The sequence below is a fragment of the Lactobacillus sp. B4007 genome (assembly GCF_026535895.1).
Lineage (GTDB): Bacteria > Bacillota > Bacilli > Lactobacillales > Lactobacillaceae > Lactobacillus > Lactobacillus panisapium.
In genome coordinates this window covers 288,828-315,585 of the sequence record NZ_JAFNPA010000003.1, presented here as the reverse complement: position 1 = coordinate 315,585, position 26,758 = coordinate 288,828, and the positions used below count along the sequence as shown (strand labels likewise).

Annotated in this window: 21 protein-coding genes, 1 pseudogene and 1 other annotated feature; of the genes and pseudogenes, 2 read left to right on the top strand and 20 right to left on the bottom strand. The window is 37.5% G+C overall.

Features of this window, described 5'->3' with window-relative positions; genetic code table 11:
- Positions 1 to 67: 67 nt before the first annotated feature.
- From citF to J3U54_RS06690, 15 genes are all read right to left on the bottom strand, one after another.
- Positions 68 to 1,606: a citrate lyase subunit alpha gene (gene citF, locus J3U54_RS06760; protein WP_103751679.1), complete on the bottom strand. Its 1,539-nt coding sequence runs from the start codon at positions 1,604 to 1,606 to the stop codon at positions 68 to 70.
- Complete coding sequence (gene citE, locus J3U54_RS06755; RefSeq protein ID WP_103751680.1) at positions 1,596 to 2,510, bottom strand: citrate (pro-3S)-lyase subunit beta; 915 nt, start codon at positions 2,508 to 2,510, stop codon at positions 1,596 to 1,598. Before citE ends, citF begins: the two co-directional genes overlap by 11 nt.
- On the bottom strand, positions 2,511 to 2,807 hold the full coding sequence (gene citD, locus J3U54_RS06750) for a citrate lyase acyl carrier protein (protein ID WP_103751681.1): 297 nt from the start codon (positions 2,805 to 2,807) through the stop codon (positions 2,511 to 2,513). It abuts the gene before it with no gap.
- Complete coding sequence (citC, locus tag J3U54_RS06745; protein WP_103751682.1) at positions 2,797 to 3,855, bottom strand: [citrate (pro-3S)-lyase] ligase; 1,059 nt, start codon at positions 3,853 to 3,855, stop codon at positions 2,797 to 2,799. Before citC ends, citD begins: the two co-directional genes overlap by 11 nt.
- 34 nt (positions 3,856 to 3,889) lie before the next feature.
- Positions 3,890 to 4,681, bottom strand: coding sequence for an alpha/beta fold hydrolase (locus J3U54_RS06740; protein WP_267385542.1), 792 nt, complete (start codon positions 4,679 to 4,681; stop codon positions 3,890 to 3,892).
- On the bottom strand, positions 4,682 to 6,148 hold the full coding sequence (locus J3U54_RS06735; protein ID WP_103751684.1) for a DASS family sodium-coupled anion symporter: 1,467 nt from the start codon (positions 6,146 to 6,148) through the stop codon (positions 4,682 to 4,684).
- 16 nt (positions 6,149 to 6,164) lie between these two features.
- The gene (locus tag J3U54_RS06730) at positions 6,165 to 6,863 is read right to left on the bottom strand and encodes a methyltransferase (RefSeq protein WP_103751685.1); all 699 of its coding nucleotides are present in this window, start codon (positions 6,861 to 6,863) and stop codon (positions 6,165 to 6,167) included.
- Positions 6,864 to 6,881: 18 nt separating this feature from the next.
- Complete coding sequence (locus J3U54_RS06725; RefSeq protein WP_267385540.1) at positions 6,882 to 7,811, bottom strand: L-lactate dehydrogenase; 930 nt, start codon at positions 7,809 to 7,811, stop codon at positions 6,882 to 6,884.
- Positions 7,812 to 8,032: 221 nt separating this feature from the next.
- Positions 8,033 to 9,430: a flavocytochrome c gene (locus J3U54_RS06720; protein ID WP_220234564.1), complete on the bottom strand. Its 1,398-nt coding sequence runs from the start codon at positions 9,428 to 9,430 to the stop codon at positions 8,033 to 8,035.
- A 29-nt stretch (positions 9,431 to 9,459) separates the two neighbouring features.
- Positions 9,460 to 10,863: a class II fumarate hydratase gene (locus J3U54_RS06715; RefSeq protein WP_267385538.1), complete on the bottom strand. Its 1,404-nt coding sequence runs from the start codon at positions 10,861 to 10,863 to the stop codon at positions 9,460 to 9,462.
- 224 nt (positions 10,864 to 11,087) lie between these two features.
- Entirely contained in the window at positions 11,088 to 13,136 is a 2,049-nt protein-coding gene (locus J3U54_RS06710; RefSeq protein WP_267385564.1) for a copper-translocating P-type ATPase, read from the bottom strand.
- Positions 13,137 to 13,264: 128 nt separating this feature from the next.
- Positions 13,265 to 14,644 (bottom strand): branched-chain amino acid transport system II carrier protein, encoded by a 1,380-nt coding sequence (gene brnQ / locus J3U54_RS06705; protein ID WP_103751690.1) that lies wholly within the window; start codon positions 14,642 to 14,644, stop codon positions 13,265 to 13,267.
- A gap of 137 nt (positions 14,645 to 14,781) precedes the next feature.
- Positions 14,782 to 15,032: a binding site (T-box leader), on the bottom strand.
- A gap of 89 nt (positions 15,033 to 15,121) precedes the next feature.
- On the bottom strand, positions 15,122 to 15,766 hold the full coding sequence (locus tag J3U54_RS06700) for a copper homeostasis protein CutC (protein WP_103751691.1): 645 nt from the start codon (positions 15,764 to 15,766) through the stop codon (positions 15,122 to 15,124).
- A 15-nt stretch (positions 15,767 to 15,781) separates the two neighbouring features.
- Complete coding sequence (locus tag J3U54_RS06695) at positions 15,782 to 16,732, bottom strand: N(4)-(beta-N-acetylglucosaminyl)-L-asparaginase (protein WP_267385537.1); 951 nt, start codon at positions 16,730 to 16,732, stop codon at positions 15,782 to 15,784.
- 99 nt (positions 16,733 to 16,831) lie between these two features.
- Positions 16,832 to 17,731 carry a LysR family transcriptional regulator gene (locus J3U54_RS06690; RefSeq protein WP_267385535.1) on the bottom strand — a complete coding sequence of 300 codons (900 nt, stop codon included), beginning with the start codon at positions 17,729 to 17,731 and terminating at the stop codon, positions 16,832 to 16,834.
- 196 nt (positions 17,732 to 17,927) lie between these two features.
- Between J3U54_RS06690 and J3U54_RS06685 the strand changes: the two genes are divergently transcribed.
- A complete protein-coding gene (locus tag J3U54_RS06685) occupies positions 17,928 to 19,691 on the top strand; it encodes an FAD-dependent oxidoreductase (protein ID WP_267385534.1) in 1,764 nt (587 codons plus the stop codon).
- Between the two features lie 75 nt (positions 19,692 to 19,766).
- Here the strand turns inward: J3U54_RS06685 and J3U54_RS06680 are convergent, their stop codons facing one another.
- From J3U54_RS06680 to J3U54_RS06670, 4 genes and pseudogenes are all read right to left on the bottom strand, one after another.
- Positions 19,767 to 21,182 carry a DASS family sodium-coupled anion symporter gene (locus J3U54_RS06680; RefSeq protein ID WP_103751694.1) on the bottom strand — a complete coding sequence of 472 codons (1,416 nt, stop codon included), beginning with the start codon at positions 21,180 to 21,182 and terminating at the stop codon, positions 19,767 to 19,769.
- A gap of 21 nt (positions 21,183 to 21,203) precedes the next feature.
- Positions 21,204 to 21,647, bottom strand: coding sequence for an FMN-binding protein (locus tag J3U54_RS09090; protein WP_323848311.1), 444 nt, complete (start codon positions 21,645 to 21,647; stop codon positions 21,204 to 21,206).
- Positions 21,627 to 22,973 (bottom strand): annotated as a pseudogene (locus J3U54_RS06675) (FAD-binding protein); the annotation flags it as partial. The pseudogene J3U54_RS06675 and the gene J3U54_RS09090, both read right to left, overlap by 21 nt.
- Before the next feature lie 74 nt (positions 22,974 to 23,047).
- Positions 23,048 to 24,832: an FAD-binding protein gene (locus J3U54_RS06670; RefSeq protein ID WP_267385533.1), complete on the bottom strand. Its 1,785-nt coding sequence runs from the start codon at positions 24,830 to 24,832 to the stop codon at positions 23,048 to 23,050.
- Between the two features lie 213 nt (positions 24,833 to 25,045).
- On the opposite strand from J3U54_RS06670, the gene J3U54_RS06665 reads away from it, so the two are divergent.
- Positions 25,046 to 25,927, top strand: coding sequence for a LysR family transcriptional regulator (locus tag J3U54_RS06665; protein ID WP_103751697.1), 882 nt, complete (start codon positions 25,046 to 25,048; stop codon positions 25,925 to 25,927).
- A gap of 94 nt (positions 25,928 to 26,021) precedes the next feature.
- Here J3U54_RS06665 and J3U54_RS06660 read toward each other — a convergent pair whose 3' ends face one another.
- Positions 26,022 to 26,741, bottom strand: a complete 720-nt coding sequence (locus tag J3U54_RS06660; RefSeq protein WP_103751698.1) for an MIP/aquaporin family protein — start codon at positions 26,739 to 26,741, stop codon at positions 26,022 to 26,024.
- Between the last annotated feature and the right edge of the window lie 17 nt (positions 26,742 to 26,758).

The following is a 26,758-nucleotide window of genomic DNA, read 5'->3' as shown; positions in this document are numbered from 1 at the left end:
AAATATAAAAAGCTTCAAAAGTCATAACTTTTGAAGCTTTTATGATTTATCAAAAATTGCTAGACTATTAGTCTTTTACTTCTTTGATTGTGTCAATAATTGTACCATCACGATATTGAATCAATGCTACTGTTCTATCAGTATATTCTAATGGCTTTGGAGTTCCTACTTGTTTTTCAGCCATCTTTTGCAAATCTTTAATATCAACAATCTTAAGCTCTGGTACTTTGCTAAATGCAGCAATTAAATCTTGCCGTTTTGGATTGATTGCAATTCCCCGTTCAGTAACTAAAACATCAATTGAGTCACTTGGAGTAACAACAGTTTCAACCGAAGGTACAATCGTTGCGTTACGTCCACGTACAAGTGGCGCAGTAATAATCGTCATTTTGGCAGAGGCAGCATCTTGGTGACCACCAATTGCACCACGAATTACCCCATCCGAACCAGTCATTACATTAACGTTGAAGTCAGTATCAATTTGTAAAGCTGACAGAATAGCAACATCTAAATTATTTACTACTGCTCCCTTATTATGTGGATCAGCGTACCAAGAAGCATCAATTTCTTGTTGGTTTTTATTTTTAGCCATTGATGCAGCAGCACCTTTATCAAAGTCCTGCACATCCATTACCTTGTTAACTAGTCCCTCTTCGAGTAAATCAGTGGTTGGCTTGGTAATTCCACCTAATGCAAATGAAGCTGTAATATTATCATCAAGCATCGATTGCCGTAAATACCTAGTTACAGCAAGAGCGGCACCACCAGAACCAGTTTGGAATGAAAAACCTTGCTTATAATATGGGGAATTAACAATCACTTGGTTAACCATCTGCGCAATTTTTAATTCCTTAGGATCCTTGGTAAAACGGGTAGCGCCAGAACCAATTTTATCTGCATCACCAATTTGATCAACTTTTACTATATAGTCAACTTGAGTTTGTTTAATTGATGCAGGCGTATTAGGATAGTCAACAATATTATCAGTAAGTAAAACAACTTTATCTGCGTATTGTGCGTCAACTAAAGCATAGCCTAATGAACCAAAGACTGCATCACCCTCTTGCCCGTTAGCATTTCCAGCTGGGTCAGATACAGGAACACCTAAAAAGGCAACATCAATCTTAATTTCGCCTTCTTCAATTGAACGTGCACGATTACCATGTGAGCGAAAAATAACTGGATTTTTCAGGCCACCATGAGACACAAAGTCACCAAGACTGCCACGCATACCTGATGAAGTAATATTCGTAATGACACCCTTTTTAATTGCCTCAATTACTTTATCATTCATAACGCCGGTTAAAGAAGATGGTGCTAGAGTTAAGTCCTTATAACCGAGTTTAATAATTAAATCCATTACCTTGTTGAAGGCAAAATCACCGTTTCTAAAATGATGGTGAAAAGAAATAGTCATCCCATCCTTGAGTGTTTTCTTAATAACTTCTTCTAAAGATTCAACTACTTTGTTTTCGCCAGTGGTTACACTAACTTTAGGAGCCACTCTTTGAACATCAGGATTACCGATATTAACACCCTCAAATGGTTTTAAACTCATTTTTGTCATTAAATCATCCGGTAAATTGCGTTTTACTTTATTCTCCAATGTAATTGCCCTCCTCATCAATTAGGTTTGACGCTTTGGCTGTTTCGATTACGCGATTAGCCTTTTCAACAACAGGTTTATCAACCATCTTGCCATTCATTGAAATTACACCAGAGCCCTTAGCTTTAGCTTCGCGAATTGCATTTTGAACTGCTTGAGCATTTTCAATTTCATCTTTGGTTGGGTTGAAGACTTTGTTAACCATTGGAATTTGTCTTGGATTAACCAGTGATTTTCCATCATAACCTAGTTCATAAATATAGTTTGTTTCGCGGTAAAAGCCTTCCGTATCATTCATATTCGAAAAGACAGTATCAAATGCGTAAACGTCAGCTGCACGAGCTGCTTGCAAAACCATATTCCGAGCAAATTCGAGTTCACGACCATCAGGATAACGATGAGTATGCATATCAGCAGTATAGTCTTCACCAGAAACGGCCAAGCCCATCATTAACGGCGTAGAAGTGGCAATTTCAGGAGCATTTAGGACTCCCTTAGCACTTTCAATAGCTGCCATTACACCGATTGAACCTTTCTCGACGCCATATTCTTGTTCAGCTTTTTCCACATCACTGACCAATTTTTTAATCATTGCAGCAGATTCAGTTTTTGGCAACCTAATAACATCAACGCCAGCTTTAACCATTGCTTTTACGTCTTCATCATAAAATGGTGTATCCTGGCCATTTATTCTAACGACTATTTCTGCTCCGCCGAAATCAACAGTTTTGATGGCATTATATACAAGCATCCGTGCAGCGTCTTTTTCGGTTAGAGAAACAGCATCTTCTAGATCCAGCATAATTGAATCGGCACCATAAATTCCAGCATCTTTAACCATGGCAGGATTATTACCTGGTACAAACATCATGGTTCGACGCAAACGGTTTTTAACATAAGTCATTTATTGCAATACCTCCAATTCTGGTTTATCCGAGGTCTCAGTTGCTCTTTGGGCAGCGGCAAGTGTCCGCGCTGCGATTACACAATCAAGAGCTCCTTTATCTGTGGCCTTTACTTTTGCATTTTCAATGCCATATTTTTGTAAGGTCGTAGTAATTACCTTTTTGATTTGATCACCATAAGCCTTGATAACTTCTGAGTCTAAATCAATTTGAATTCCTTCGTTGCCCTCTGAAATCATGATTTGGATGTCTGAGGACTCTAATGTTCCTGCAACACCAACTGTCTTAATTTCCATTGATATTCATTCCTTTCTTTATTCGCATTTGTAAATCTTGCTTGTTGTTAATAATAAATTGCATTGTGCTAACTGGAACCAAAGGTTTTATTTCTGCTAAGTGGTCTTGCTTAATTAGTTGCCGCACTTTTGTTGCTGTTATTACCTGACTATCTGCTTGGAAACGTTCAACAATTTTAACTTCGATATCAGGACTTAAAGTCTTTATCAGGCTTTGATTATAGAAATTAGTTGTTCTCGAAAATGGTTCTGTTCCTAAATATCTTCTGTTAATTGTTAGAGCGGGAGCAACATAGTTTTTAAAAACTAAGGCATCAATTTCAGTCTGAACAGTAATTAAATCATCGGCCGATTTTAGGAAATAAGCTGGGAATGTCGACTGGGAAACCATATAGTCTCCACCACTGACGACAAGGACATTTTTTAAATCCTTTGTCCCCTCTTTTACCAACTGCATTCTTTCATTGGTTTTAAAGAGCGAAGCATCTGTAGCCACAACAAAAACATAAACCAAATCATTTTCTTTACTTGCTAATTCAACGAGTTGACGATGACCAAGCGTAAAAGGGTTTGCATTCATGACAATTGCTGCCACTTGCAGTTTTTCTTGGTCTTTAACCCGAGGAATTTGTGCTAAAAAATCATTAATATCTGGCGTCCCATTTTCTAAAAAAGCGGCTGACTCATTATGAGCGAGTTCTTGAAATCCTAAATGAGCAAAACTTGTAGAATACTTTTCTTTGGTGAAAACAAAGCTATGAAAAATCTGTTGACTAAAAAGATATTGCTGCAAAGCAGTAATTATCTGGTTAAAACGAGCACCTGGAGTTGTTTCATCATCATTTGAAACCGCGATGTACTTTAAGACATTGTTCGCTGTACTTCCAGTACCAACTAATTCCCCGTCTTCATTAATCAAACCTAAAGTATGATCAATCACGTTGACTTCACGGGAATTAAAATTTGATAGACCATGATGAAGCAAAAAATTTTGCCATTTTTTGTAAGTCTCAGGTGTTTTTAAATAAAGATCTACGATCTTATCCATTAAGTAACTTCCTCTTCAATATCAACTTCTGCATTCAATTATGCAAGAAATTTATTATTTCTTTGTACATCAAATTTGGCTGTTCAGCCTGAATTAAGTGCCCACAGTTAGGAATCACTTTTGCCTTAATTAATGGATTTAATTTTGCTGTTGCTTCAGCAAAGTGATAGTCAAAAAAGGGTGACTTTTCACCAGCCAAAACTAGCATTGGCTTCTTTAATTCAATCAGCACATCACGCCAATCTTGTTCAGCATGATTAATGCGACACAATAGGTTTTCTTCAGGATGATATGGAAAACTTTGAGCTTCCTTTTTTCCGAGTGCAAACATTGCATCGTCAACGTGGGTGGCCATCCCGGTACCAAAATCGGCCTTTAGATAGCTTGGATAATTATTCCAAGTAAGGTCTTGGTATCCGTATTGCCAAGTTTTATCTTTTATCATTTTGGGAGGTTGATCCAAATCCACGATCGCCTTTAGGCGCTTTTCACCATAGAGTGAAATATAAGCCCACAAATTCGCAGCACCCATCGAATTGCCAATGCCAATAATATCAACTAAATCTAGCTTTTCAATCAACTGATTTAAATCAGCGGCATGTCGACTAATTCTTTGGCCTTTAAATGTTCGCGCAGATCTGCCCTGGTTTCTTGGATCGATAATAATAAAACGATAATCTGAGCTAAAAAGCTCTATTGCCTTTTGCCATAATGCGGCAGAGCCACCGATTCCTGGGATAGCAAGAATTGGTGGTTGCGTAGTTTTTGTATCATAATAATGGATCCTTACTCCATCATTAGTTATAAAGTCTGCTTGACTAATCATTTACCACATGCCAATAATTTTCATCCAGAAAGTACCGATTACCCCGAAAATCAAAAGATATACGATACCGAGGATAAAGTTCATCTTCCACCATTCGCTTTGTTTGATATAACCGGTGGTAGCTAAAATGGAAGCTGGTCCGTTGGCATAGTGTGTGGTTGAAGCGTTAATTGCACCAGTGAATGCTAAAAGCATTGCTGACAGGGCAAGTGGTGCTCCGGTAGCGACTGCTACTGATAAAAATGGTAGATACAATGCCGTCATATGAGCTGTTCCACTGGCAAAGAAGTAGTGGGTGTAGAACATTAGAATTACTAATACTGCTAAAACAATTTCCCAGCTAATTCCGTGAAGTCCAGATTGGATAGTCTTTGAGAACCAATCAATAAAACCAAATGAGATTAGCTTGCTAGCCATAAATACCAAAATTGATAGCCAGATTAAAATGTTCCAAGCTCCAGTCTGCTTCAAAGCATCCTGCATGGTCAAAACTCCAGTTAACAAAAGTAGGCCAACAGCTAAGAATGCAACGAAAGTTGAATCTAATTGTGGAATTTTATAAATACCTGATAAAACCCATAAAACAATCGCCAACAAGAAGACTGCAGACATTATTTTTTCAGGCTTAGTGACAGGACCCATATCTGCTAAACGGTCATCTGCCCATTTTTTAGCATTAGGAGTTTCCTTAATCTCAGGTGGGAAAATTTTATAAATGATTAATGGAATGACAATTGTTGCAATTATTGCTGGCACAATTGCTGCAGTAAACCAGCTTATCCAGCTCATTTGATAGCCCTTTTGAATTGCCATTTGGGAAGCAACCATATTAGGAGCAGCACCTGTAATAAACAGAGCTGTCGAAATGACGTTAGCGTGAAAGGCAATAAAACTTAGATAGGCACCGATTTTTTTCCGAGATGGATCATTTGGTAAAGAATCATAGTCTTTTGAGATTGATTCTGTGACTGGCCATACGACCCCACCTGTACGTGCACTATTAGAAGGAATTAAAGCTCCGAGAATCAATTCAAGACCAGTAATGGCATAGCCAATTCCAATCGAGCGTTTACCAAAACGACGAATCATCCAATAAGCGATTCTATTTCCTAAACCGGTTTTACTAATACCATAGGCCATGATAAAAGCCATTGCAATCAACCAAGAAGCGGAGTTACTGAAAGCACTCAGAATCCCGGCATTAACTGCACCGGTTTTTGGATTTACTTCATTTTGAATTGGTGCTAAACCAACCAAAACAGTTACAATCAAACCAATTAATGTGGTACCACCAATTGGTAAGGGTTTAGTAATACAGCCAACAATGGTAGCTACAAATATTGCAAACATTTCCCATGCTTGTGCTGATAAGCCATACGGTCGAATTGGAGTAAAACACCATAAAGCAATACCAATTATTACTGGTAAAACAAATCCTTTATAGTTTACTTTCTCTAAAGTTTTCATAATTATCCTCTTTTATTTATGGGCGGTAAATATCGTCGATAATTTTATAATCCTTGTTTTTCAATTCTTCATCAAGCCAGTCAATATTTCCAGTTCCATTATGAAAACTCTCAGCTTTACGATCATCTTCTTGGTGAAAGGCCTGGACTTTAGGAAGTAATTCAGTCGTCTTTTCACGAGCTACTTTAACCACGCCATCAGCATCGCCAACAATTAAATCACCAGGATTTACGCTGACCTCACCACAAGAAACTGGAACATTAATTTCTCCTGGACCTTCCTTATATGGACCATTTGGCGAAGTGCTTACAGCATAAATGGGAAGATCCCAATTGCGTAAGCTATCAATGTCACGCATCGGACCATCTACAACAACACCAGCTACGTGTCTTTGATCACGAAGCCATGTCATCATAACTTCACCGATAACGGCCCTAGTATTGTCGCCCTCATTATCAATTACAATGACATCACCTTCATGACAGTATTTTAAAGCAGCATAAATAGTTAAGTTATCACCAGGACGATTATGAACTGTAAATGCCGGGCCACACATCTCTTTTGTAGGACTAGACATCAACTTAATGCGAGTAGCCATTGCCCCTCTGCGATTCATACAGTCCGCTATATTAGATGTCGGCAAATCTTTATAGCCTTCAACAATTTCTTTATCAGGAAGTTCTCTTTTCAGGAAAATCCGTTTACCAACTTGCATGTTTATCTCTTTTCTTCACTAATCTAAGCTAATTCCAGCAAGAACTTCTTGCATCTTATCTGCAGAATTCAGCATTTTCTTAATTTCAGAATCAGATAATTTAGCTTCAATAACATGACTAATACCAGTTCCGTCAATTGCTGTAGGAGTTCCTAGGTAAAGGTCATGCTTAATACCGTATTCACCATTAATTGGTGCTGAAAGTGGCAAAACAATTGCACGATTATCCAGAACGGCACTAACGATTTGAGTCAGCATCATTGCGATGCCATAGAATGTGGCACCTTTGTTTTCAATAATCTTGCCACCCTTTTGGCGAATATCTGCTTCAATATCATTTAAGACATCAGCAGTAATTGCGTCATAATCTTTTAAGGCTTTTTTAGCAACAACTGATTCATCAAAGTTTTCAAATGAAGTATCCCCATGTTCGCCAAGAACCATTGAATTTACTTCAGCTACAGGTACATTCAGTTTTCTTGCAAGTTCAACTTGTAAACGAGCTGAGTCAAGAGAAGTACCTGTACCAATGACCTTATTCTTAGGAAAACCAGATAATTTTTGAGTTAAAGTGGTCAAAGTATCAACTGGGTTTGCTGAAACTACAAACACTCCATCAAAGCCAGAATCTACAACTGGTTGAATAATACTCTTCAAGATTTTGACATTTTTGTTTACTAAATCTAATCTAGTTTCTCCGGGTTTACGTGGAACGCCTGCAGTGATTACTACCACATCAGCATCCTTGGCATCTGAATACTCGCCGGCATGAATATTACACTCACCAGCAAATGGGATGATGTCTTCAAGATCCATTGAATCGCCTATTGGCCTTTTTTTAACAACATCAGTGATGACTAGTTCATCAACATTTGTATGTTGCAGTAGATCATTGGCAAAAGTTGATCCAACAGCTCCATCACCAACAAGTAAAACTTTTCTAGACATAATTTAATCCTTCCAATCTCTAAAAAAATGAAATCCTTTTCATCTGTCATTATATATGTGAATCGAAGATTTTGCAATATTTTAAAGAAATAAATTATTTTTTACTTTTTTAAATTTTAAAAGTGATTTTTATTTTTCAATTTTAAAAAATACAAGTAAATTTGCAAAATTAAAAAAGCACTTAGTTTACTAAGTGCTTTTAAAACTTTAAAATTCAATTACTATTTTGCTGAACGAACAAATTCAGCCATTTGCATACCTGCTTGGCGACCAAAGATAACTGTTTCAGCAATTGAGTTACCACCAATTCGGTTATTACCATGCAATCCACCAGAAACTTCGCCAGCTGCGTAAAGGCCAGAGATGACATTTCCATTAGTATCTAAGACTTCTGTCTTAGGTGTAATGTGAATACCACCCATAGTGTAGTGAATAGCCGGATTAATGTGGATAGCAAAGAAAGGTCCGCGATCAATTGCACGGTCCATCCCAGTTGTCCGGTTAAATTCTTGGTCATTGCCTGATGCAACAGCTTCATTCCAAGTCTTAACCGTATTTTCTAAGTTCTGACCATTAATTCCGTTTGCTTCCGCAATTTCGCTTAACGTGTCACCGTGGCTTACTAAACCGATGTGATCATAAAATTCAACGGCAGTGAAATTGTCACGAATGCCCTGATCAAAAATGAGGTAAGCCCCATTTTCGTGCAAGTCATTAATTGAATTAGAAACAATTTTACGGGTATTCATTTCATTAACAAAGCGTTTACCAGCCTTATTAACTAAGATTGCTCCCTCACCACGAAGTCCTTCACCAATCAAGTAAACATGGTCTGTGTCTGTTTGAGCGGTCGGATGTACCTGGATAAAGTCCATTTGTTCGAGTTGAGCATCAATTTGATCAGCTAACTTAAGTCCGTCACCAGTTGCACCTGGTTGATTAGTTGTTTTAAAGTCGACTAAGTCTGGTCGATATTTCTTGATCAATTCTTTTGATGAGCCAAAACCACCACTAGCAAGTAATACTGCCTTGGCACTAACGGTCTTGTTCCCTGCTTCAGTTTCAAGTTCGACACCAGTAACATTCTTATTGTCATCTTGAACTAACTTAATTACCTTAGAATTGTTAAAAACAGGAATATTTTCTTTTTGGATTTGCTTTAACGCACCGGTAACAAGGTAATTTCCGACAGGTGCCATTGAAGCAGGACGGTGGGCACGCTTTTTACTCATTCCACCAGTAATAGTTAAATTGGTTAATTCAATTCCATGATTACTCAACCAGTCAATTGCAATAGCTGAATGATCCACGAAGTAACGCAGCAATTCAGGGTCATTTAATCGACCTCCGCCTTGCATTGTTTCTTGGTAAAAATCTTCTTTGTTATCAATAATTCCTTCGTTAATTTGAACCAAGCTTTCTGATGCATTCATACCGGATGAAGCCCGATTAGTGTTTCCACCTAGTTCAGCATTTTTTTCAAAAATAGCTACTTTTAAGCCCAATTCATTTGCCTGAATTGCTGCTGTTAACCCGGCACCACCAGCACCGACGATTATTGCATCGTAACTATCTTTTATTTCGGAACATTTGCTTGGTGTAAAGACAAATTTAGCCATTAATCTAATCTTCTCCTATACCTATAATATTATTTTTCAGGTTCAGTACGATCAATATTAGTCATTTCCATGTAGTCCATCCATTCATCGTATTGCTCTTCTGTAACTTCACCACTCTTCAAAGCCGCTTCTTTCAAAGTTGAACCTTCTTTGTCAGCAGCTTGAGCAATTTTAGCGGCAGCATGGTAACCAATATGAGGTGACAAGGCAGTAACTGTCATCAATGAATTTTCTAGTAGTTCATCCATCTTTTCTGAGTTAACAGTTAAGCCATCAATCATCTTATCAGCAAAGCCCTTAATTGTTCCAGTTAAAATATCACAAGAATCAAGGAATGCAGCAATCATAACTGTCTTGAAAACATTCATTTCGAAATTACCTTGTGACGCGGCAAAAGTGATAGTAGTATCATTGCCGAAAACTTTTGCGGCTGCCATTGTTACAGCTTCAGCCTGAGTTGGGTTTACTTTACCTGGCATGATTGATGAACCTGGTTCATTAGCAGGAATGTTCAATTCATGGTAAGCAGCTCTAGGACCAGAAGCTAAGAAACGAATATCTTGGGCAATCTTAAACATATCAGCGGCTAATGTCTTTAGTGCGCCATGAACAACATCGATTCCTGAGTGATGTGCCAGCCCCCAGAACTTATTCGTTTTAACCTTAAATTCATGTCCATATACTTTTGACAATTTAGCCGCAATTTTTTCGGTCATTCCAGGAGCAGCATTTAGGCCAGTTCCAACAGCAGTTCCACCTATTGCTAATTCATACAATGTTGGCTTAAGCTCTTGAATGTATTCTAAATCATGCTTTAAAGCTGAGATATAGCCGGAAACTTCTTGACCAAAAGTAATTGGCGTAGCATCTTGCAAGTGAGTACGACCAACTTTTACCGTCTTCCAATACTTGTCTTGTTTAACTTTGAGTTTTTCAATTAAATGCTTAATGGCAGGCTCCAGTTTATCAAGTGCTTCAACGGCAACAATATTCATTGCTGTTGGATATGTATCATTTGAAGATTGACCACGATTAACATCATCGTTAGGCAAAATATTCAAGCCTGGGTGCAATTTATTAGCTAAATTAGCAACAACTTCATTAACATTCATATTGCTTTGCGTTCCTGAACCAGTTTGCAAAACATGAAGTGGAAAGTCTTTTTGTAATTCTTCGTCTTTTAATTGAAGTAAGTGATCAACCGCATCTTCAATGGCTGCTCCTTTTTCTTCAGGTTCATCTCCAACCTCGACATTTGATTCAGCAGCTGCCTTTTTCAAGTTAAGAAAGGCCCGAATAATTGCTAATGGCATTAATTCACCGCTTGGAAAATTATTCCGGCTCCTTTCAGTTTGCGGACCCCACAGCGCATCCTTAGGAATTTTAACTGGACCGATCGTGTCACTTTCAACGCGGTATTCTTCTTCGCTCATTTTAGTTCTCCTTTTGGTTTTTACTATATTTTATCTGAAAAATTGCCGATTTACGACTTCAATACTCATCATACCTGTTCTTAAATTTTATTTCAATATTTTTCAAAAGAAAGGGCTATCTTTTTAAATTTTTAAAAAGAAGTTTTATTTTTTGAAATCAACCCCACGACCAATATTTTGTAAACAAAAAGCACCCCACACAGGAGATGCTTTGAATTCATTTATTAAATATGAAGAGTTTCAGCATTAATTGCTACAATAACTGTCGACAAGGACATTAAAATTGCTCCGACAGCCGGTGCTAAAATAATGCCCCATGGAGCCAAAATACCTGCTGCTAGTGGTAGTGCAATAATATTATAACCTGCTCCCCACCATAGATTTTGAACAGTTTTCTTTTGCGTATTCTGTGCCAGTTTCAAAAAGCTAATAATATCTGTTGGTTCACTGTTTACTAAAACGACATCGGCTGAATCAACAGCTACATCAGTCCCTGCTCCAATTGCAACCCCAATATCAGCTTTAGCCAAACTTGGAGCATCATTGATTCCATCACCAACCATCATGACTTTGTTGCCTTCACTTTGTAATTTAGCAACAATTTTTTGTTTGTCTTCAGGCATCAATTCTGAATAAACTTCTGTTATTCCGAGTTTCTTAGCAATACTGTCAGCAACTTTTTTATTATCACCAGTTAACATTACTGGGGTAATATTGAATTGTTTTATTTGCTTAATCAACGAACTTGCAGATGATTTAACTTGGTCACCCACAGCAACATAACCAATTAGAGTTTTATCTTGAATCAGGTAACTAGTAGTATAATCGGCAACATCAATAGTCGGAAAATTAGTTATGATTTCGCGGGCCGCTTTTTCATTTACTAGTAAATATTCTTTACCACTTAAAACACCCGAAACACCTTTACCCGAAATATTTTTACTCTCAGATAACGGCAACAACTCAATCTGCTTTTCATGCGCGTATTGCAAAATACTTTTTGCGATTGGGTGAGTTGAATCTTGCTCAATCGAAGCAATTAATTTCAATGCTTCAATCGGAGACACTGATTCATTTAAAGAATCGCACTTACGTACTTGAAATTTACCCTCTGTCAGTGTGCCCGTTTTATCCATTAAAAGATAGTTAATCTTAGAGCTGACACTTATCACATTTCGATTTCTAATTAATAAACCATTTTTGGCACCAATAGAAGTGCTTTTAGCATTAACCAATGGAATTGCTAGCCCTAAAGCATGAGGACATGCAATTACTAAAACGGTAACCATTCTTTCTAGCCCATCGGTAATGCCATTGATGCTTGTCCACACGATTAGCGCAATGATACCAATAATTAACGCTGCGTAGAAAAGCCAACCAGAAACTTGGTCAGCCAAGGTTTGCAGCTTTGATTTATTCATCTGCGAAGATTGAACAAGTTTATTAACATTAGCCAAAAAACCGGAATTGGCAGAGTTTGTTACCTTAATAGTTAATGCATTTGAACCATTAACAGAACCCCCGATTACTTTATCGTCTTTTTTACGCGTAACATCATTCGATTCGCCCGTAACTAGTGATTCATTAATATCGCTTGTACCATTCAAAATAATCCCATCAAGGGGAATACTTTCACCTGGCTTAACAATAATCGTTGCGTCTTTTTGAACTTCATTGATAGCAACATCACTAGTTTGACCGTCTCGTTGAACATGAACTTTATCCGGCAGCAACTTGGCCAAATCATTAACTGAACTGCTTGCGTTCATTACCGAGGTCATTTCAATCCAATGCCCAAGTAACATAATTAAAATCAACGTTGCTAATTCCCAAAAGAAATCCATTATATGATTTTTACTATTTAGCAGATCGTTTTGGATAAATGCATATAGACTATAAACATATGCAGTCGTAATTCCCAATGAGATTAAAGTCATCATTTCTGGCTTTTTAGACTTTAATTCGTAGTACGCTCCCTTAAGAAACGGCTCGCCACCGTAAACAAAAAGAATAGTAGCAAAAATAACAACAACCCATTCGGAGCCAGGAAACGAAAATTGAAATGGCAAATGGACTCCCATTGCAGGTGCTAAAAATAGAATAGGAAGTGAAAGAATTACGGAAATCCAAAATTTTTGTTTTAAATTGCCCATGTGCATCATGTGATTGCCATGCATCATCATGTCACCACCACCCATGCTCATTTGCTGGCCATGATCCATATGCATTGATGAATCATGGTTCATTCCATGACTATTATCATTCATATTCATATTATTCAAATTAATCAAGTCCCATCTTTAAACATCAACCATATCATTCAGTTAACTTTAATCTACTTTGATAAGTGAATGATGTCAAAGAAGAGGCTCAACAATTTAGTAACAGCTAATTAAAAAATTTAAGCCTTTTTGAGCTTAGCATTTTGATATAAATGATGGATAAAGCCGATTACTAAGCCAATAATTGTTGGAATCACCCAGTCCATGCCAATTTTGGCAAAAGGTAGAAAACGAGTTTGAATAGCTTGTAATTGCAGAGCCCAAGGTTGCTGGCTTACTACAGGAGGAAAAGAGGCAATCATGTCAAAAATAGCTGGAATAAAAGTTAATCCGACTGCCCAGTAATAAACTATTGCATCATGATTAAATAACGGGCCAGTAATTGACAAGATTATCAGAACAATTGCAATTGGATAAAGGAACATTAACATTGGTGTTGACCATGATATGATTGTGTCAAGCCCAAAATTAGCGGTGATAAAAGAAGCCACTGTCATTATCAATAGCCAAGTATGATAACTAATTTTGTTGAAACTGCGGTGAAAATCTTGCGCAAAGGCTGCTAATAAGCCAACTGCTGTTGTTAAACAGGTCAATGTTACTAAGGTTGCCAGCAACGCATGGCCAAAGTCCCCTAAATAGTAAGTAACAATTTGGTTAAAAGTAGTACCTCCTTCTGGAGCGATTTTAAAATGATTAAGAGTCGTTGCTCCGAGCCAAATTAAGCAAATATAAATAATTCCAATAGCACTTGTTGCCAATACACCAGCCTTAGCAGTCACTTTTGCGTTACTCTTAGCTGAGGTTTTACCAAGCTGCTTAACTGCCGAAACAATCGTATAGCCAAAAGCTAAACCAGCTAATGCATCCATCGTGTTATAGCCTTGCAAAAAACCGTTAAAAAATGGCATGGTTTGATAAGCAGGAGTAACACTTTGCTGTTTAGCAGCCCCCATAGGTGAAATTGCTGCCAATAAAAAAATAAAGAATAACAACACTAAGAATAGTGGGTTTAATATTTTTCCGATACTTTCCAATATTGATGATTGCTTATATGAAATAATAAAAGCTAATATGAAAAAGACCGCGGAGAAAAGTAATAGACTGATTTGAGAGTATTTTTGCGGCAAAATTGGAGCTAGGCCAACCGAAAAAGAAATACTCGCTGTTCGCGGTGTTGCAAATAATGGTCCTAAAGTTAAATGAATTAGAACCATAAAAGCAAGTGCAAATTTAGGCCCAAGTGGTAGACCGATATCATAAACACCTTTTGCATGGCTGGCACTAATAGCTAAAACTGCTAATAAAGGTAATAAAACTGCTGTGACCAAAAAGCCAAAGGTTGCCATTCCCCAGTTTGCGCCCGCCATTTGACCTAAATGAATGGGGAAAATTAAATTTCCTGCTCCGAAAAAAAGTCCGAATAACAAAGAGGCAACAACAAGATATTGCTTCCAGGTTAAGGGCTCTCGATTTAAGTCTTGTTCTAAATTTTCCATAATAAATCTCCTTTAATTTTTACTCGCTGATGGTTCCGACATTCTTTGTATCAATATTCCATATGAAAGACCACTTTCTGCGTAATTTTAGAAAGTTAAGCTTAGGTTTTATAACTAAAAAAGCACCCTTGAAATTAATCAAGGGTGCTTTTAACACGGTACCACCTAAATTACTAATAACCTAGTCAAAAAAACCAAGTTAATAAGTCACTTCACGTACGGCAATAATGCGATACGCTAACACGATAATGGGTGTTCCCAATATTAGCTACTTTTAATTCACCATATAGCTCAAAGTTACTTTCACTCTGCCATCACGGTTCTTTTTCAGCAACAGAACTCTCTAAAACGCTACGTGCAAAGTTACTTTTCTTTTCATTGCTTTCTTAATATTAATAATATTTTAATCAAGACATTATTTTTTGTCAACGTCAAATCTAAAAAATAAGATTAATCAACTCATTCTGCCTATCATAATCATTTTGGCAACACAATCTTTGTTCCATGCAATTGATTAACTCTTAGTTCACCAGCAACCAAAGATGCATTACTAGTATTAATTCCACCGCCAGGTAAAATTTCAATTTGGTTATTCGCCCAAGCAATAATCTTTTTCAAATGATCAAAGTTGGCTTCCATCGGCCCTTCTAAATTTCCTCCGTGCGTCAAGATACGTTTAACACCCATACTAATCAATGATGTTACTGCATTTTTTTGGTCAGATTCTGTTATATGATCAAACGCCATATGCATTACAACGTCAAGTCCTAGTGCTGTAGCTAGCGAAACTAACTCTCCCATTTGGACCTTATTAAGCAAATGTTGCTTAGTCAAGCAGCCAAATGTCACTGCGTCTGCTCCTAACAAGCCCGCAATTTGGATATCATTTTTCATTATATCCAGTTCGGTACTATCGTAAATAAAATTGCCACCTCTGGGCCTAATCATAACAACGACTGGAACCTGAAAACCATGAGCATAATCAACCGTTTTTTTGATAACACCAAATGAAGGCGTTGTTCCCCCAGCCTGTAAATTATTATTTAATTCAATTCTACCGGCTCCTGCAGCAATATTCTTAGGGACAGACACAAAATTTTCAACACATGCTTCTTTAATCACGATTGTTTCTCTTTCTTAATCTAATGGAATATGAGTTTCAGCCTCAAATTTTTCGAGCCATTTTTGTGTAAATGGAAAAATATGGGTTTTGTTGTCTTCCGGCTCAGCTACAAAAATTGTTGGCGTTTGATTAGTGCCAGCTACACAAAAAGCAAATTGAACGTTAGTAGCTACGCCAAAATTACCGTTTTGATCCAAAGCAATAAGTGATATCGCTCCTACGCTACCATATTTTTCCTTTAGCTTATTAATAAAGGGGTAAAGTGCCTCATCACAAGCCTGTTGTGGACTTTTTCCCTCACCCATTTTATTAACAATTTCATAGGACAGGCATCCCTTCATAATATCTTCGCCAAGACCTGTCGCAGCTGCTCCACCAATAGAACTAACGACATAAAAGCCTGATCCCGATAAAGGTGAGTCACCTATTCGCCCATTTTCTTTCATAAATAATCCGGAAGTTGATGTTGCAGCAACCATCGAACCTTTTTGATCAAGCGTAACCGCACCAACCGTATCATGCCCATCATAAGGGACTAAGTTTTCCTGCTTTTCAGCTTGAATTCTATCTTCCCACTGAGTTTTTGCTTTTTTAGTTAGCATATTTGTCATGGTAAAACCATTTTGCATGGCAAACTTAGTAGCACCTTGACCAACTAAAAAGCTATTCGTTTTGCGTTCACTTAATTTTCGTGCAACAGATACTGCATTTTTGACATTTTCAATTGCGGCTACCGATCCTTGAGCAAAAGTGTCACCATCCATGTAACCTGCATCCATCTGCACCACGCCCTCTTCATTGGGTAGACCGCCGTAACCAACAGAGTGGTAATCGGGAAAAGATTCTACATCATTAATTAGTTGTTCAACTGCATCACCGGCAGATTGATTATCTTGTAATAATTTACTGGCCTTTTTAAGTCCCTTAAAGGACATTCTCCAAGTCGAAATTGCTGCCCAAGTCATGTTTTTACCTTCTTTTTATTAATTTAAATACATTAAATATTGTATCAAAAATACATGCATTTACACCTAAAAACAATGACCAGCACCGAAATTCATTTATTAACTTAGAAGTCCATAATTCTTTTGTAACCAAGAAGCAAACTTTTTAGCTGTTTTGGTAACTCCATAATCAAGCATTGCAAAACCATAATGGGGATATTGATGATAAGCAAGTGGAGTACTGACAATTTGTTTATCATTTGGCGAAGATACAAAATTTGCCCAGATACCTACGCCGATATCTGCATGAACCATAATACTAGAATTTAAAATATTATTTGCATAAACTAGATTTAACTTTTTATTATCTTTTTTTATCTCTTTTTGTAAAGTGCTCTGTGATGGTGGACACCACTGACTATCCAAAAAGATTAGCCTGTACTTTCCTAGTTCTGAAAGTTCAATACTTTTTTGAGTACACACAGCAACGCCATTATAAAAGTTTGCACAAAAGACTCCTTTAGCCAAATCAAAATACTTGATATTTTCCATTTTTGAAACAATATCTGGCATCGTTAAAATGATATCGCAATCACCATTTAATAAGTGATCTTTTAAAGCATTATGGTCAAAATTTTCTAAATAAATATTAGTGTTTTCCATTACGCCAGCATTATTAAACCGCTTAATAATTTTCGGTAAGATTGAAATCTCAAATGGTGTTCCACTATAGCCAATTGTTAAATCGACTTCACGTTTTTGCGCAATTCGCTGTGCTTTTTGTACTGACTTATTGTACAAATTTAGCATCGGCTTCATTGATTGGTAAAAATTTTGCCCACTTGCGGTTAACCTCACCTGTTTCCTGGTTCTATAAAACAACAAAAAGTTAAGTTCTTTTTCCATTGAGGAAATAGTTTGTGAAACTGCAGACTGGGAAAGATTCATTTGTAATGCCGTCCGTGAAAAATTTAAAGTTTCTGCCAAGTTAATAAAGACAGCTAGATGATCATAATTCATTTCTTATCCCCTAAATATAAGTAAAACTGATTAATAATAATAAAATTGATTATTTGTGCTTTTCTTAACAATGTTATATTACTTTTGCAATTACTAGCAAGTACTTGCGGCATTTAATTATTAAGGAGAATGAATTATGTATAATTTAAAATCTGGCAAATATTCGGTTATAGCACAAGAATATTAAGATGAAACCATGCCACTAGAAGTAGAAATCAAAAAAAGTAAAATAACTAAAATTATTCCCAAAAAAGAAATGATTCCGGGAGGATTAGAAGAAACTGTTTTTACCAAAATACCAAATGAAATTATCAAAAAACAAAGCTTAGATGTGGATGCTATTTCCGGCGCAACTCATTCTGTAAATGGTTTGATTGATGCGATTGGTAAAGTAATCCAACGAGCTGGCGGAACTTTACATGAACACCAAACAGAAATACAAAGCAAAAATCTTTCTACCAATGTAAGGCAAACCAATCTAAAAAATATCCGAAGTCGTTATTCTAGCTGGCAAACTAAACCTTCTAAAATTATCAAAGAATATTCGACTGACTTGCTAATAGTCGGAGCCGGTATATCTGGTCTAGCGGCAGGAGTTCAAGCCCGTCAATTAGGTTTAAAAACAATTATTATTGATAAAAATGGCTTTGTAGCAGGAAATGGCGGCGGTGTTGAAGGCATATTTGGGATCAATACTAAAATGCAGCAGGAAGCCGGAATTCATGCCAAAAAAGAGGATATTATCGCAAAAGAAGCAGAACTGGGACAATATCGCGCCGACGGCTCTTTTTGGGTTGACCTAGTTAACAACTCCGCGGCAAATATTGAATGGCTCCTTAGTTTGGGAGTTCAATTAACAACCGTCGATGATTACCACGGAACCTGTATGTTTCCGACCTTTCACTGGTTTAAAGGCGGTTTTGCCTCGGTTGGCTATGTTCCCTTTATGAAGAAAAAAGCAGATAAACTCGGTGCTAAATTTTTACTTGAAACGTCTGCAATTAGCATAATTTTTGATCAGGGAAAAGTTAAAGGAATTTACGCAAAGACGCCAAACGGTGATATTAAAATTAATGCTAAAGCGACAATCCTCTCAACCGGAGGAGTCGGACATAATCCCGACCTTCTAGAAGAACAGGGCTGGTCAACTAAGAACATTCATTACTGCTCGATGCCAAGCAATACCGGTGACGGATACCAAATGGCGATGTCAGTTGGGGCCAAAGACATGCTAAAAGAATCACCAGAATTCATGATGAATTATATTCAGGCATTTCCACATAAAGGCGTTCATCTATATCTTGATCCAATCAATGGTTTTATGGCGTTACCTTCAGGTGGACCAGTAGTTTTTGTGAATCAAGATGGCCGACGAATTGTCAATGAAAATGTCAAGAAGTATAACTTGCTTTATCAGCGAATGGCAATTAAAGCCACTAAAGTTACTTATGAGATTTTTAATCAAAGTATTTTTGACAAGTTAACTGAGGGTGTAGAAAATGCTGACCAAATTTTAGAAGAAGCCGTCAGAAATAATGAAGGGCAATCGCTTTTTAAAGCTAGCACATTCTCAGATTTGGCAAAATCAGTTGGTATAACAGAAAATACTCTGAAGCAAACAATGAAAGACTACAATAGCTTTTGCCAATCTGGACACGACCTGGAATTTAATAAGGATAAAGATATGCTCATACCGATGGAAGAAGGCCCATATTACATTGCTCGACTTGATCCGTCAAATCTTATTGGCGTCGGTGGAATTGGATCTAATCGCAAATTCGAAGTAATTGCAGAAAACTTCGAAAAAATTCCCGGGTTATACGTTGCTGGTATGGATTCAACCATGCAATATCGAGATGTCTATACCATTACTCTTGGTGGCTCAGCTTGTGCTCACAATGTAAACTCAGGCCGTCATGCTGCAATGAATGCTAAGAATTACATTGATAGTTTAAAGTAATAAGTTTATTAAATACATTTAGAAGTATCAAAAAAATCTTCAATCGCACTATGTCGATTGAAGATTTAATAATTTTTACCACATTCCAATTACTTTTGTCCAAACAAGTCCGCCGCCAAGCCAGATTACGTTCAAGACAACGCCAATGATGGCACTGAGTTTCCACCAATCTTTATTGGAAACATAACCAGTTGAAGATAATAGAGCCGCTGGACCGGCAGAATAGCTCGAAGTTGACAGGTATAGTGAACCATCTAATGCAAGCATTAAAGCGGCCATGACTGGCGGTACTCCAGCACCAATTGCTATTGATAAAAAGCCAGCATATAGAGCCGAAATTTGAGTTGATACACTTGGGAACAAATAATGTAGGTAAAAGTAAGCTAAATATAAAATTACTAATACTAAAACCCAATTCATTCCGTGTAGTGCACTTCCCAGAGTCTTTGAAAACCATGGGAAAAAACCAAGCGTCATTAGTTTTTGCGACATCAACATGATGATTGACAACCAAGTTAAGATATTCCAAGCAAAGCTTTGTCCAAGAATATCTTTAACATTGATAACACCACAAATAAGTAAAAGAGCCACGGCGATAAAACTAACCTGGGTAGCATCAATTCCAAATTCTGGTCCAACTAACCATAAAATAACTGACAGTAAGAAAACGATTCCCATAATCTTTTCGGCAGCCGTCATTTTGCCAAGTTTTTTCAATTTATCGTCTGCCCAATCATGAGCATTAGGAGTTTCCTTAATCTTCGGTGGGTAAATTTTATATAAAATAAAAGGAACGACTAATAATGAAATCAAACCAGGAACAATTGCTGCTAAAAACCATTGCATCCACGAAATTGAAATGTTTTGCGTCTTTGCTATTCCAAGAGCTACCATGTTACCAGCTAAGCCGGTTAAAAACATAGTTGAAGTGACAATATTAACTTCGTACTCATTGAAAACCAGGAAAGAACCCATGTCCCGTTCTGTTCCCTTTTTAGGATCAGAACCCATTTCTTTTGATAAGTTATCAATAATCGGGTACATAATGCCATTAACACGCGCGTTATTACTTGGAATACCAATTGCCAAAACAGTCTCAACTAAGGATAATGCGTAAGCTAAGCCTAAAGTTCTTTTACCAAAAGTTTTAACAAAGAAATAAGCAATTCTCTTACCTAATCCAGATTTGATAAAGCCAGCTGCCATAAACATGCACATTGCAACCATCCAGGCCGTCGAATTACCGAATCCCGCCGTAACTTCGTCCATTTTGAAGATACCGGTTAAGGTGGCAATTACGACCGCAATAATAGTTGTAGCCATCATTGGTAACGGCTTAGTCACACAAGCAACGATGGTTGCAATAAAAATCGCGAATAAGTGCCAAGCTGTGACATTGATTGCTGTTGGTCTAATCGGTGTGACTAGCCAAAGAATAAGGCCGATCCCCACTGGCAAGAGCCATTTTTTCCATTCAAATTTATCTAACATTTTTGTTTTCTCCTTAGAAAATTATTCGTTCGCCTTTTTAATAGCTGAACTAACAGCCTCTTTTAAAGCATGGGTTGTTGTGGAAGCACCTGAAATGGCATCAACAGCTGTTGTGTTTTGCTCCACCATTTCTTGTGGCAGACGAGCGATCGCAACAGCCCCAATACCTTCAGTCTCATGATTTTCCAAAACTTCAATGTTCTTAATTGTTTGGTCTTCATAAGTTACTCGGACCAGAATTCTGCCCCCAATGCCTGCTTCAGAAGAACCAAGATATTGATTCTTTTGCAAAACAATTTGGTTTTCGTTATTGCCATCGAGTAGGTCATTTATGTTAGGAAGAGTGCCTACACTTGCTGCTTTTGTCGTTAAACTTGGTAACTGTGCAACTTTTTCGCCAGCAATTTTACCAAAAATCAAACACTCTGCTAAATTGCCACCGCCTTGGTAACGATTGGTACACATGCCACCAAGTTCACCAGCACTATACAAACGTCTAATCACTTTACCGTCATTATTTAGAACTTGAGCAAATTCGTTATGTTGAGGTCCCCCTTGAGTATTTAAAACTGCTGGAGCTAATCTGACGGCATAAAAAGCACCATTGTCGTTGAATTGAGCCATTGTTTCTGGGGCACGATTAAATTCAAGATCTTGCCCTTTTTGCACGAATTGATTAAATCTAGCAATTGTATTTACCAGATTTTTACCAGGAACTTTAATTTTGGTAGCCAAAGCTTCAATCGTATCAGCCTTAACGACCTTGGCAAAAAAGTCTTGGTACTTCAATCTTCCTTCTTCTTTTTCTTGCAGAAACTTTTGGTACTGGTTGTGATCAAAGACAAGCCATGCGTTATCGTATGCATGCGGCAAAAGATAATCACCGTGTTGGTAAATATGACCATGCCTAAATTTGGCATCCTCACGCATGAACCGTGTCCCATCATCGGCAACCGCAATAATGGAACCTTCTTTAACATTTTTCCAGCCACTAATTTGTCTTCCGCGAACGTTGTCTTTTTCGGCAATTACGTAACTAGGTACTATGCCAAGAGACTCGTAATTACCCATATGCCACATCTTAGCACCAACTTCAGCAGCCATTGTAATGCCATCGCCTTGATTATATAAGGTACCCAATGGGGTCAACTTGCTAACATGCAGATAGTCTTGCTGCATCTGAGCATTATTTTCAAAACCACCAGTTGCCAGCACCACACCCTTTTTTGCGCGGATAAAATAGTGCTTGTGATTACGAGTAATTACTGCTCCAACAATTTCATCATTTTCAGGGTCCTGCAAAAGATGCTCGGCCTTTGACTTCAGCCAGACATTAATTTGCGAACTACGTGAGAGAACTTCTTGGCGAAGTATTTTCCATAAACCAGCATCAAAATCCTGATTATGCACCAAGGCGAAGTCAAAGGTTTCAGAACCATTATATTCGGGATACTCGCACAAATTCTTTTTATTAGCCAAATGATCACCTGGCTGATAGTCTTTTGACCAAATAAACGGATTAATCCCCAGATACTCTTTAAAGTAACTCGGCATTTGAACAAAGCCATCCAAATAAGCATTTAAAGTAGGCTTATCAACATTGAATGGTGCGGCTAATTGCTGATAATAATTAGTTATTTTTTCTTTATTATGTGCCATTGCCACATGCTGTGCTGAATAGCGGGTATTACCGCCTTCGTGGCCATAAGGGGCAGCTTCTGCAATTAGCACCCGGCAGCCTTTATCTGCAGCAAAACGAGCAGCTGTTGCTCCAGCCCCACCAAAGCCTAAAACTAAAACATCATATTATCCATCCCACTTAGTTTGTGCATCAATTTTCATTTTTCTTCTTCTTTACTGCTTCTTTACTGCTTCTTAGCATTTTTGATTGCTTCATTAACTGCTTCCTTGAAGGCAGCACTTGTAGTGCTGGATCCACTGACTGCATCAACATCTGTTGTCTGGGCAGAGAGTATTTTTTTGGTCAATACCGGTATTGCTTTGCCTCCTAAAGATGGTGTTTCTTTTTCCTGCAAAGTTTCGATTTTAGCAATTTTATTATCATCTAGCGTTACGCGAACAACGATCGGAGCATCGTTAATTCCGTTTTCACTAATACCAATGCCTTGATTTGCACCAGCTTCGTAATCAGCTGAAGTGGCGTGCGCATCCGACTTAAGGTCCGGATTTTCCGAAGCATTCGTAACAACATCTACTTCTGCTATTTTTCTTTTTGGCCAAGCTGCATTTTCACCAGCAATCTTACCGGAAATTAGCAAGTCTGCGATACTGTTTGCGCCAATGTATTTTGTTGCAAAGATGTCGCCAAGTTCCCCTGCTTCATATAAGTGCGGAATAACGTTATTCTCCATATCAAGTACCTCGCACTTTTCATTTCTGCGAGCGCCACCATGAGTATGTAAAATATTATGTCTAATCGCAATGGCATAATAAGGCCCATTGCCAAAAGCACGCATTGTTTCAATTTTACGGTTTAACACCATATCCCGTTTTGTTTCTGTTACTTGAAAATTAAAGTCAGCAACTGCTTCGGCTAATTTTGGAGCACTAATTTTTTCAGCTAACTCTTCGATCGAATCGGCTTTAACTGCATATGAAATTAACTGCTTAATTTGCTCTGCCTTGTCTGAAGAATCATTTGCTAGTTGATCATATTGTTTTTGATCCATAACTATGTGAGGATGATTTTGATTTGGCAACATAATCCAATTACCATGGTTATACTTATAACCGTGACGATCTTCTTCATCTTCTCGGTAATAACGCGTTCCGTCATCCCCAGCAACAAAAATACTGCCGTTAAATAGGCTTTGCCAATTGATCATGTAAGCAAACTTCTCTCTTGGCTTGCCCTCATTTAATGAAAAGCCATGAGAATCATAATTAGACATATGCCATAGCCGAGCACCAGCTTCGACAGCTAAATCAATACCCTTACCCTTATTGTATAAAGTACCAATTGGTGCTAATGACCCTTGGCCGAGAAAAGTCTGTACCATATCCTGATTATTTTCGAAACCGCCACAAGACAATACGACACCATTTTTAGCTGCAACATTTTGCACGATGCCATGGCGTTTAATCTGTACGCCAAGAATTGTTTTTGAAGCAGGATCCTGAATAAGATGTTCTGCCGGACTTGAAAACCAAACGTCAATTTGATCTAAACGCTCGTATACTTTCTTCCGAAGTAATTTCCAAAAGCCACCATTGTACATGCCAGCCGTCATTGTTTGTGAACGCATAGTAGCCGCATGATCATATTCGGGATATTCACCTTGTGGTCTTCTACCAGTATATTGGGCATCAATTCCAAAATATTTTTGTGAATATTCCTTCATTTGTAAAACATTATTTACAAAAGTATCTAAAGCTTTTGGATCGTATTTAAACGGATAGTAAGTTTGTTTATAATAATCACGCAAATCATCGAAATTATCGCTCCAGGCAAAGGCCCCACCGGCATAGCGGGTATTGCCACCTTCTTGACCTTCTGGTGCAGAATCAATCAATAAAACTTTTGCCTTTTGGTCAGCGGCAAATCTCGCCGCACCTGCACCAGCTCCACCGAAGCCAACCACGATTACATCATAGATTGCGTCCCACTTAAGAGTTGAATCGTAGATCATTATCTTACCTTCTCTTTCCTAAAAGATTACTTATACTTAATGAAATATATCCTTTTAAAAAAATTATGTCCAATTTATTTTTAAAAAATTTTTATAAATAAAAAATCTAAACTCATTGTCAAGTAAGGAATTATTGCAATTTCTTTTCAAGTTTAATATAATCAAAAAAGATTATATTATAAATAAAAGTTTTTAATTAATTAGGAGATAGAAATGAATGAAAAAGATCTTCTATATTTTTGTAAATTAGTGGAAACGGGTAATTATACAGCTACTGCTGCTTTATTCGAAGTAACACAACCAACTATCTCAATGGCTATCAAGCGTCTAGCTGACAAATTTGATGATCCACTTGTTTTACAAAAAAATCGAAAAAGTAAAATTACATTGACAGATGCAGGTGAACTTCTTTATAAAAAAGCTAAAATTTTATTGCAAGATATCGCAAGTATTGATTATGATGTTAAACATGCTAGTGATAAGAAAATAAGATTAGCTTTTTCGGGTGAAGCTGGCAATTCGTTTATTGCTGATATTATCATGAAGTTTTATCAAGCTGGATTAACCGATTTAATTGACACTAATATTGAAAGATCCGCTGATGCATTCTCAGATTTAACTAATGGAGATGTTGATGTAGCAATTTATTCTTGGATGGTTCCAATTAATGATCCTGAATATTTTGTCCATACCCTCAAAAGAACTGAATTAGTTATTATTACTAGTTTGGATGATCCTTGGAAGGATGTCCATGAAATTAGTGCTTCTGAATTACGGAATCGAAAGTTTGTGGCACGTTCCCGGGGCTATCTAACTAGAGAATGTTTAGAGGAAGTAGGAAAACTTGGTAATTTTCCCCCAAATGTGATTTATACTGCGCAAACTATGCAAACGATGATCGACCTAGTAAAGCGGAATGTCGGTATTACCTTGGCAATGGAAAGTAGCCTTAAGGAAGAAAGTGGCATTCACGTAATTCGCTTAAAGCCAGGTCAAAAACTATACGCTTATATGCAAATCGCAATGCGTAAAAGCTTTGTGCCGAACAAATACCAAAAGAAAGGTATTGAAATCTTGCGGCACTTTAAGCCTTAATCAGAAATATATTAATACATTTTGTAGACTAAAAAAACTCATGACCATACAGCTAAATCTAATTAAAGATTTGCTGCAGTCATGAGTTCTTTTTTTAAGCTAAAATATTAAATAATGCTGCTGCTAGTGAACCACCTACAAGTGGTGCAATGATTGGAATCCAACTGTAGGCCCAATCAGAATTGCCTTTATTGGCGATTGGTAATAATTGATGAGCTAGTCGTGGCCCAAAATCACGAGCAGGATTTATTGCTATTCCAGTTGGTCCACCAAGTGATAAACAAACTGAAGTAATTAAAAATCCAGCTAATAATGGGTTTAAGCCATCGGCTAAATCACCGTTAGTTAAGGCTAACAAACCATAAACCAGGATAAAGGTTGCAATTAACTCAGTGAAAAAATTCCAAACATAATTTCTAATAGCTGGAGATGTTGCAAAAGAAGTTAAAATTGCTTCTTCGTCCTTAGTTTCCGCCCAGTGCGGATAATAGGTTAGCCAAACTAAAACTGCCCCGACAATCGCTCCTAACACTTGAACTGCAAAATATGGTAATACTGCAGACCAAGGCAATTTATGAGCAATTGCCATCGACAACGTAACTGCTGGATTATAATGACCCGGACAGAGCCATCGTGCACTGAACACGCTGAATGCAACAGCAAAGCCCCAGCCAAAAGAAACAACTATCCAACCACTCTCTTTGGATTTAGATTTGCTTAGGTTCGTCCCAGCACACACGCCATCACCAAGCAAAACAAGTATCGTCGTGCCCAAAAACTCCCCAACTAACTGCATTGTAAAGTTATTATTCATATTTTTTCTACCTCGAT